This window comes from Nitrospirota bacterium (genome assembly GCA_016178585.1).
Classification (GTDB): Bacteria; Nitrospirota; Nitrospiria; order JACQBW01; family JACQBW01; genus JACOTA01.
This window is the reverse complement of record JACOTA010000049.1, coordinates 24,326-31,392: the sequence shown is the minus strand read 5'-3', so window position 1 is coordinate 31,392 and position 7,067 is coordinate 24,326. Positions and strand designations below refer to the sequence as shown.

The following is a 7,067-nucleotide window of genomic DNA, read 5'->3' as shown; positions in this document are numbered from 1 at the left end:
GTTTGTGATTACTCAGATAAAGAGATGATGTATATTCCTACAGTGTATATTCCGACCGATGGGGAATGGATAAACAATTATCAACGCCGGAGAAAGAGAGGAAAAAAGTAATGTCTAAAGAAAGAATTTGCCCGGAGTGTAAAGGCATTATAAAACCAGGCAAAACAGAATTAGTTTATGAATTGTCAGGTATCAAGATAACCATTAAGAATGTTTCTGCTGATGTCTGCTCTAAATGTGGTCAATCCTTTATTTCCGGACGTGTGGCGGAGGATGTCAATCGTTTGGTCAATAGAGTGATTGAAGATATTAACAGTTTTATTAAAACCCAGCCTCATCCTGGAGAAAGACGTAAAGAGGTTGCAATTGCCGTTTAGGTCTGGATTTGTTGTGGCCTGAAATTCCACAGAATTATTTGATTCCACAATTTTTGATACAAAAAATGATTTTTAAACTTCTCTTTATACCTGCTTAGGTCTAATTGAAACAAACATTATACCTGTTTAAAAACGTATCTCCTCAAAGAAGGGTACAAAAAAGGATTTCCGGGAATCATTTTATGCGGGCTTTACGCTTTTTATACATTTGTTAAATATTCAAAATTATGGGAACTTCACAAAAATGCAAAAACTTAACCAGCTCATCGGCCATTACCGGACTTTTATCAGTTTATTGATAGCGCTTGTTTTTTTATGGCTGGCCAAGCCTACCATAACATCGATTTTATGGGGGATCCCATTCATTATTCTGGGAGAGTTCATTCGCACCTGGGCTTCCGGTTGTATTAATAAAGAATATGAACAGCTGACCACCTGGGGCCCTTATGCCCATACCCGTAATCCCTTATATGTTGGTAATTTTTTATTGGGACTGGGATTTGTTATTATCGGAAATCAATGGATAGCCGTCCTTTTATTTATTTTTTTATTCTTTTTTATTTACAGGTCGACGATTCTGGATGAAGAAAAAACCCTTTTAAAAGTTTTCGGCCAGACATTTACCGACTACAAAAAAAGCGTTCCCCGTTTTATTCCCCGTTTGCTTCTCAAAAAAAATCCGCCCCATCCTTTTTATTGGGAAAGGGTTTTCCGCCACCGGGAATATAATGCCTGGATGGGAATCATCGGAGTTTTGATCGTGATTATGATAAAAGCGGTTCAATAAAATATGACCAGGTTAGAGACGGTTCCCTGCGATGCCTGCGGGACAACGAATACGGATGATATCCTTGTCCAGGAAGACCTCGCTTTTCCAAAGAGCGGGGAATTGTTTCATATTGTCGAGTGCAAGGACTGTCATCTCCGGTATACGAATCCCAGGCCTGTAAAAGAAGTTATATCAGAATATTATTTTGATGAATACTATACTTTACCCCCCCCGGTTCAGATAAATGGAGATCAACAGACCACTGGATTCCGTAAATGGTCTCAAAAAATAAGACAGAATCTCAAAATAGAGTTTTATGGTTACCCCGACACCGGGAAAACGAAAAAAAGCTGGCCAGGGTCTTTTTTGAAAAAAGCATTTCTTCGGCTCGAAAGGTTTCGGTTGATGATTGCCGGAAGGGAGAAAGGGATTATTCCCTACCGGGGAGAGGGGAGAGTGCTGGATATAGGCTGTGGAAACGGTTCCATTTTAAAGGGATTGCAAAAAGACGGATGGAAAGTCTACGGCGTTGAAATGAATCACCGGGCCGCTCAATTTGCAAAAGAAAGCTTAAATATTGATGGAATTCCCCAAAATCTTCTTGACGCTAAATATCCCGATTCATTTTTTGATGTCATCCTATTCAATCATTCATTGGAACATATGTATTCTCCAGGAGAAATTTTGAAAGAATCCGAGAGAATTCTCACGGACGATGGCCTCTTGATTATCAGTCTTCCTAATTCAGATAGTATTGAAGCAAAGTTTTTTAAATCCTACTGGTTCCCATTGGAGCTCCCGAGGCATTTATACCATTTTTCTCCGAAGACCCTTGAAAAAACTCTAAAAAATAATGGGTTGAGGGTTACAAAAATCAGGGGAGATAGCGGTGCAGGGACCTTTTTGCTGAGTCTCGATTACCTTTATCAATTCAAATATAAAAAGCCAAACCGATATAAACGGTTCATTAAAATGCTGGTCCGCCCTTTTTTATTCACAGCTTCACATTTGGGTCGATCCGGTACGATTACCGTTTATGCCGAGAAAATGAAAGTCTAACCACATGATCAGTATTATTACCGCCATCCATAATCAGTTGGAACATAATAAACTTTATCTGGAGTCCCTTCGAAAATATACCTTTAATCCTCACGAGATTGTTATCATTGATAATCACTCCACGGATGGATCAGGGGACTTTTTTCGGAACAATGGGTGTCAGGTCATCACCAATAAACAGAATTTATGTTATCCCGAGTCGATGAATCAGGGTATCCAGCGGGCGAAGTTTGATTATCTCTGTTTTCTCAACAACGACGTCTGGGTGGGGGTTCACTGGGATAAATATCTCATCGAAGCAATCGAAAAACACTCGCTGGATATCGTGTCTCCGATGGGCATTGAAAGGAGGTTTACCCTTAAGGAAACCGCAAACGTCCGAAAGAAGTGGAACAGGGTTGGCCGGTTGAAACATTTAAAGTCCGATGAAAAAGGATTAAAGGTTCTAATCCAGGACATGTACGGTGATTGGGAGAGCTTTTGCCGGGATTTTGCGGATAGGACCCGTGACATGGTCATGGAGGGTATCGTCGGGAATTGCGTGTTCGCGAAACGGTCGGCGATGGAGAAGATCGGAAATTGGGATCAAAGACTTCAGGCCGCAGATTGGGATATCTGCCTGAATGTTCTCAAGCGGGCGAGGGATCAAAGGGATATCGCTCCGATTAAAACCGTTGGCGGGGCCTATGTCCATCATTTTCTTCAAGCAACTTTAAAAAATAAACCCGAGCCGTTTGCCTGTGCTCATCCTCGTTTTAGTCTTTATGATAAATGGAAAAGAGAAGAGGTTATCTCGCTCTGGCCTTTTCCTCAAGAGGTTCTGGATGCGCCTTCCTGGTTTAAAGCGCCGTTAAAATATCTCAAGTACAAATATAAAAAAAAGTTTTTACTTTATCATTGGGGAGATCCCTATTAGGAGGTTTGTTTTAATTTGAAAATCAGCGGCGCTACTTTTGGAAAGAACCTGATCGAGCTGGATTATCCCGTTGTCGAAGCGATATCGTCTATTTTGCCAATTGTGGATGAATTTGTGGTTAACGTTGGAAAATCTGAAGATGATACGCTGAAACTGATTCAGTCGATTAAAAGTCCTAAAATAAAAATTATTGAGTCTGTTTGGGATGATTCGTTAAGGAAAGATGGTTTGATCTTTTCTCAACAGGCCAATATCGCGATTTCAGCCTGCAAGGGAGATTGGATTTTTTACATGAACGCCGATGAAGTCATCCATGAAAAAGAGCTTCCGGCGATTTTAAAATCCGTTGAAAAGAATCAGAAGAAAAAAGAGGTTCTTGGATTAATGTTCTGGTATTACCATTTTGACGGGGATTTCTGGTCGGTTAATCCATGGAAGTATCGAAAAGAAATCAGACTGATTAAAAATGACGGCAGGGTGAGACCCTGTGGAGATATGAGCGGATTCGAAGCGGTTGAAGATGGTGTCTATTTAAAGGGAGGGCCGAAAAACCGGTGGGCTTTTTCCGGCGCGACAGTTTATCACTATGGATGGGTCAGAAAAACGCCGAGAATCATGCAGGAAAGAAACCGCCGTCTGGCTTATTTTTATGATGAAAAAACGATGGAAAAATATAGAGAGTCAGACGAATATGATTACGCTTATTATGAAATATTAAAAGAATTTAGAGGGACTCATCCCAAGACAATGCAGAGTAGAATTTCTCAGGCCAGACGTTTGAGGCCTCGTACAAATAGATGGTTAAACTGGAAATTTTATAGAGAAATCCTGAAACATGGCTTTAAAGGTTAAGATTGGAATTGAGAAAAATCCACCTATGTCAGAATAGGGAAAACAAAATGACCGAGGCGTTTAAAGATTCCAAAGGTCAAAATAAAATAAAAATATTGTATCTCCATGGAATTTCAGCAATTGGGGGAGCCGAAAAAGATCTGATCACCATCCTCGCCAAATTAGACAAAAACAGATATGAACCTGTTGTGGTATGTCACGAAGAAGGTGAAATTGTCCATCAACTCCGGAAAATGGGAATTAAAACCTTTATTTCTCCTCTCCCTCCCTGGCGAAAACTCAAGTCTTTACCTTTTCTTATCCCCGCTATTTACTATTTATTTAAAATCGCGAAAAGCGAAAAAGTTTCTCTGATTCATATTAATGATATGTGGTGGATACCGATTGGTTTTATTGCGGCCCACTTTGCGCGAATTCCCTCCGTGGCTCATTTAAGGCAGGAGCTTGAATACAGACGAATCCGCCAGTACTGGCTCAAAAAGCCCGATTTTTTATTTCCAGTCTCCGATTCGATTAAAAAGACCCTTCAAAACTGCAAGATGGAGTCCGGTCGCATTCGGACCATTTATAGTGGATTGGATCTGGATCAGGATATGCCTGTCGTCAATAAAATCGAAAAAGAAAATAGGAACGGCCCCACAATCGGAACCGTGGCCAATCTTTTTCCCCGTAAAGGTTTGGAATACCTGGTACAAGCTGTCTTTGAACTCAAATCAAAATTTCCTGATATCCGTTGTATCATTGTGGGAACAGGCGATTCTGTCTATTCAAAAAAATTGAAAGTTCTCGGCGAAAAACTCGGAATTTCAAAAAATATGGTTTATACGGGATTTCAGGAAGATGTTAAACCCTATCTTCTCCAGTTTGATTTATTCGTTCTGCCGTCAGTATTAGAGGGATTTGGAATAGTGCTTTTAGAGGCAATGGCAATGAAAAAAGCGATTGTCGCGACCCGTGTTGGCGGAATCCCCGAGATTGTTGTGGACAACAAGACCGGTATCCTGGTTTCGCCGGGTAATTCATCAGAAATCGCAAGAGCGGTTCTTAGATTATTGGATGACAAAAGACTTTGTCAAGAATTTGGAACGGCAGGTTATCAACGTCTCCGTCAGTATTTTTCCGTTGAAAAAATGATGAAAGATATCACGACGACGTATGATGATTTAACCCATCGGAAAAGGTCGACGCCAGAAGAAATTTTTCACCAGGTCCCAAAGGCCTCTATTTCTGCCGTTCTGATTACATTAAATGAAGAAAAGAATATAGCGGAATGCCTCGAAAGCTTAAATTGGGTGGATGAAATGATCGTGGTTGATGCCTTAAGCCAGGACAAAACCGCTGAGATCTGTTCAACGTATTCTGTCAGGTTTTTTCAGAGGCTATGGGCAGGTTTCGGTCCTCAAAAGAACTTCGGCATTGAACAGGCAAAAGGGAATTGGGTTTTGATCGTTGACGCGGATGAACGAGTGACGCCGGAATTAAAAGGCGAAATTTTGAGTGTTATCGAAAATAAAGAGTCCTTCAATGGTTTTGAGATTCCGAGGAGAAACTTTTTCTATGGCCGATGGATCCGGCACGGGGGGGCCTACCCGGATTACCAGCTTCGGTTATTTAAAAAAGGATACGGAAACTACGATCATACGCCGGTCCATGAAATGTTCATTCTTAAAGGAAAGGCGGGATATTTCAAAAATCCTCTGGATCATTTTACCGAAAGGGTAATTTCAGACCATTTCAAGAAATTTGATCAATATACCACGTTGGCGGCTCAGGAAGAATTAAGCCGGAATAAGCTTTCCAGATGGACGCAATGTTTATTTAATCCGATTTTCACTTTTATTAAAATTTATTTTTTAAAAAGAGGCTTCCTGGATGGCGTACCGGGTTTTATTTATTCTGTTTTCACAGCCGCCTATACCTTTGTCAAATATGCGAAGCTGTGGGAAGTCAGACAAAAATGAAAATTGGAATAGATGTCAGCCCCATTTTTCGCCAACGGGGCGGCGTTGGTACGTACACCCTTCATTTAACAGAACAGCTTTTAAGGTTTAAGACAGACCACGCCTTTTTTCTTTTTTCGACGGAGCCGCCGAATGATTCCATTCACTTTTTAAAAAAGCCTGATGTCCATGTTATTCATGGCAGTAAACCCTACCTTCGGTATCGAATCTGGAAAGAGAAAATTGATATCGTTCACGGACCGAATTTTCGTCTTCCTGGAAAAGGAACCCGGGGAAATGTGATCACGATCCATGACCTGGCGCTTGTAAAATACCCGGAATTTGGAAAAAAAAGGTTTGGTTCCGGACTTGCTTTTTGGAGAACCCGGAAAAGAGCTTTGTCGGCGGACCGGATCGTGGCGGATTCTCAAAATACGCTTGAAGATATTGTTCGGTTTACCGGGTCACCGCGTGAAAAAATAAAAGTGATTCATTTAGGTGTTGATCCTTTTTACCGTCCGGAACATCATCAGGAGGCTTTTTTTAAGATTAGACAGAAATTTAAATTTGAAAAAGAAAAATATGTCTTATTCGCCGGTACGATTGAGCCCCGGAAAAATGTCAAGACCCTGGTTCAAGCGTTTGCGAAAAAAGAAAATATTCGAAAGACCCACTGCCTTGTTTTGGCCGGCGGAGCCGGGTGGAAATATGACGAACTTAAAGAGCTGATTTTAAAAGAAAAATTAGGCAAGGAAATTTGTGTTACGGGTTATATTTCAAATGACGAGTTAAGAATTTTATATTCCCATGCCTCCTGTTTTGTTTTCCCGTCCATTTATGAAGGCTTCGGAATGCCGCCTCTCGAAGCGATGGCCTGCGGCACCCCTGTGATTTGTTCGAATGTTTCATCTCTTCCGGAAGTTGTCGGAGAGGCCGCGATAACATTGGATCCTTTTGATGTGGACGGATTTTCCGATAGCATTGAAAAAATAATAAATAATAAAAATCTCCGAAAGGAAATGATTGAAAAGGGGTATCAGAGGGTCAAGCAATTTTCCTGGGAAGAAACAGCGAGAAAGACACTGCGGGTTTATGAAGATCTTTTTTTGAATGGATAACAATAAACAATGCTTCTAATTTTAAAAGTGAGAATT

7 protein-coding genes are annotated in these 7,067 nt (G+C 40.8%); all 7 read left to right on the top strand.

The genetic code is table 11. The features are described from left to right. Positions 1-65: 65 nt before the first annotated feature. The 7 genes from HYR79_08845 (at position 66) to HYR79_08815 (ending at position 7,031) form a co-directional block, all read left to right on the top strand. Positions 66-377, top strand: coding sequence for a YgiT-type zinc finger protein (locus HYR79_08845; GenBank protein ID MBI1821800.1), 312 nt, complete (start codon positions 66-68; stop codon positions 375-377). Positions 378-621: 244 nt separating this feature from the next. Then, positions 622-1,164, top strand: a complete 543-nt coding sequence (locus HYR79_08840) for an isoprenylcysteine carboxylmethyltransferase family protein (GenBank protein MBI1821799.1) — start codon at positions 622-624, stop codon at positions 1,162-1,164. Positions 1,165-1,167: 3 nt separating this feature from the next. After that, positions 1,168-2,205, top strand: a complete 1,038-nt coding sequence (locus tag HYR79_08835) for a class I SAM-dependent methyltransferase (GenBank protein MBI1821798.1) — start codon at positions 1,168-1,170, stop codon at positions 2,203-2,205. Between the two features lie 4 nt (positions 2,206-2,209). Next, positions 2,210-3,121 (top strand): glycosyltransferase family 2 protein, encoded by a 912-nt coding sequence (locus HYR79_08830; GenBank protein MBI1821797.1) that lies wholly within the window; start codon positions 2,210-2,212, stop codon positions 3,119-3,121. 15 nt (positions 3,122-3,136) lie between these two features. After that, positions 3,137-3,973, top strand: a complete 837-nt coding sequence (locus HYR79_08825) for a glycosyltransferase (protein ID MBI1821796.1) — start codon at positions 3,137-3,139, stop codon at positions 3,971-3,973. Between the two features lie 47 nt (positions 3,974-4,020). Next, positions 4,021-5,934, top strand: coding sequence for a glycosyltransferase (locus HYR79_08820; protein ID MBI1821795.1), 1,914 nt, complete (start codon positions 4,021-4,023; stop codon positions 5,932-5,934). Continuing rightward, on the top strand, positions 5,931-7,031 hold the full coding sequence (locus HYR79_08815; GenBank protein ID MBI1821794.1) for a glycosyltransferase family 4 protein: 1,101 nt from the start codon (positions 5,931-5,933) through the stop codon (positions 7,029-7,031). Before HYR79_08820 ends, HYR79_08815 begins: the two co-directional genes overlap by 4 nt. Positions 7,032-7,067: the final 36 nt, after the last annotated feature.

Excerpts from the sequence above, each read along its gene's own strand:
- HYR79_08845 (MBI1821800.1), top strand. The coding sequence starts at position 66 with ATGGATAAACAATTATCAACGCCGGAGAAAGAGAGGAAAAAAGTAATG.
- HYR79_08815 (MBI1821794.1), top strand. The coding sequence starts at position 5,931 with ATGAAAATTGGAATAGATGTCAGCCCCATTTTTCGCCAACGGGGCGGC.
- HYR79_08830 (MBI1821797.1), top strand. The coding sequence starts at position 2,210 with ATGATCAGTATTATTACCGCCATCCATAATCAGTTGGAACATAATAAA.
- HYR79_08820 (MBI1821795.1), top strand. The coding sequence starts at position 4,021 with ATGACCGAGGCGTTTAAAGATTCCAAAGGTCAAAATAAAATAAAAATA.
- HYR79_08840 (MBI1821799.1), top strand. The coding sequence starts at position 622 with ATGCAAAAACTTAACCAGCTCATCGGCCATTACCGGACTTTTATCAGT.
- HYR79_08835 (MBI1821798.1), top strand. The coding sequence starts at position 1,168 with ATGACCAGGTTAGAGACGGTTCCCTGCGATGCCTGCGGGACAACGAAT.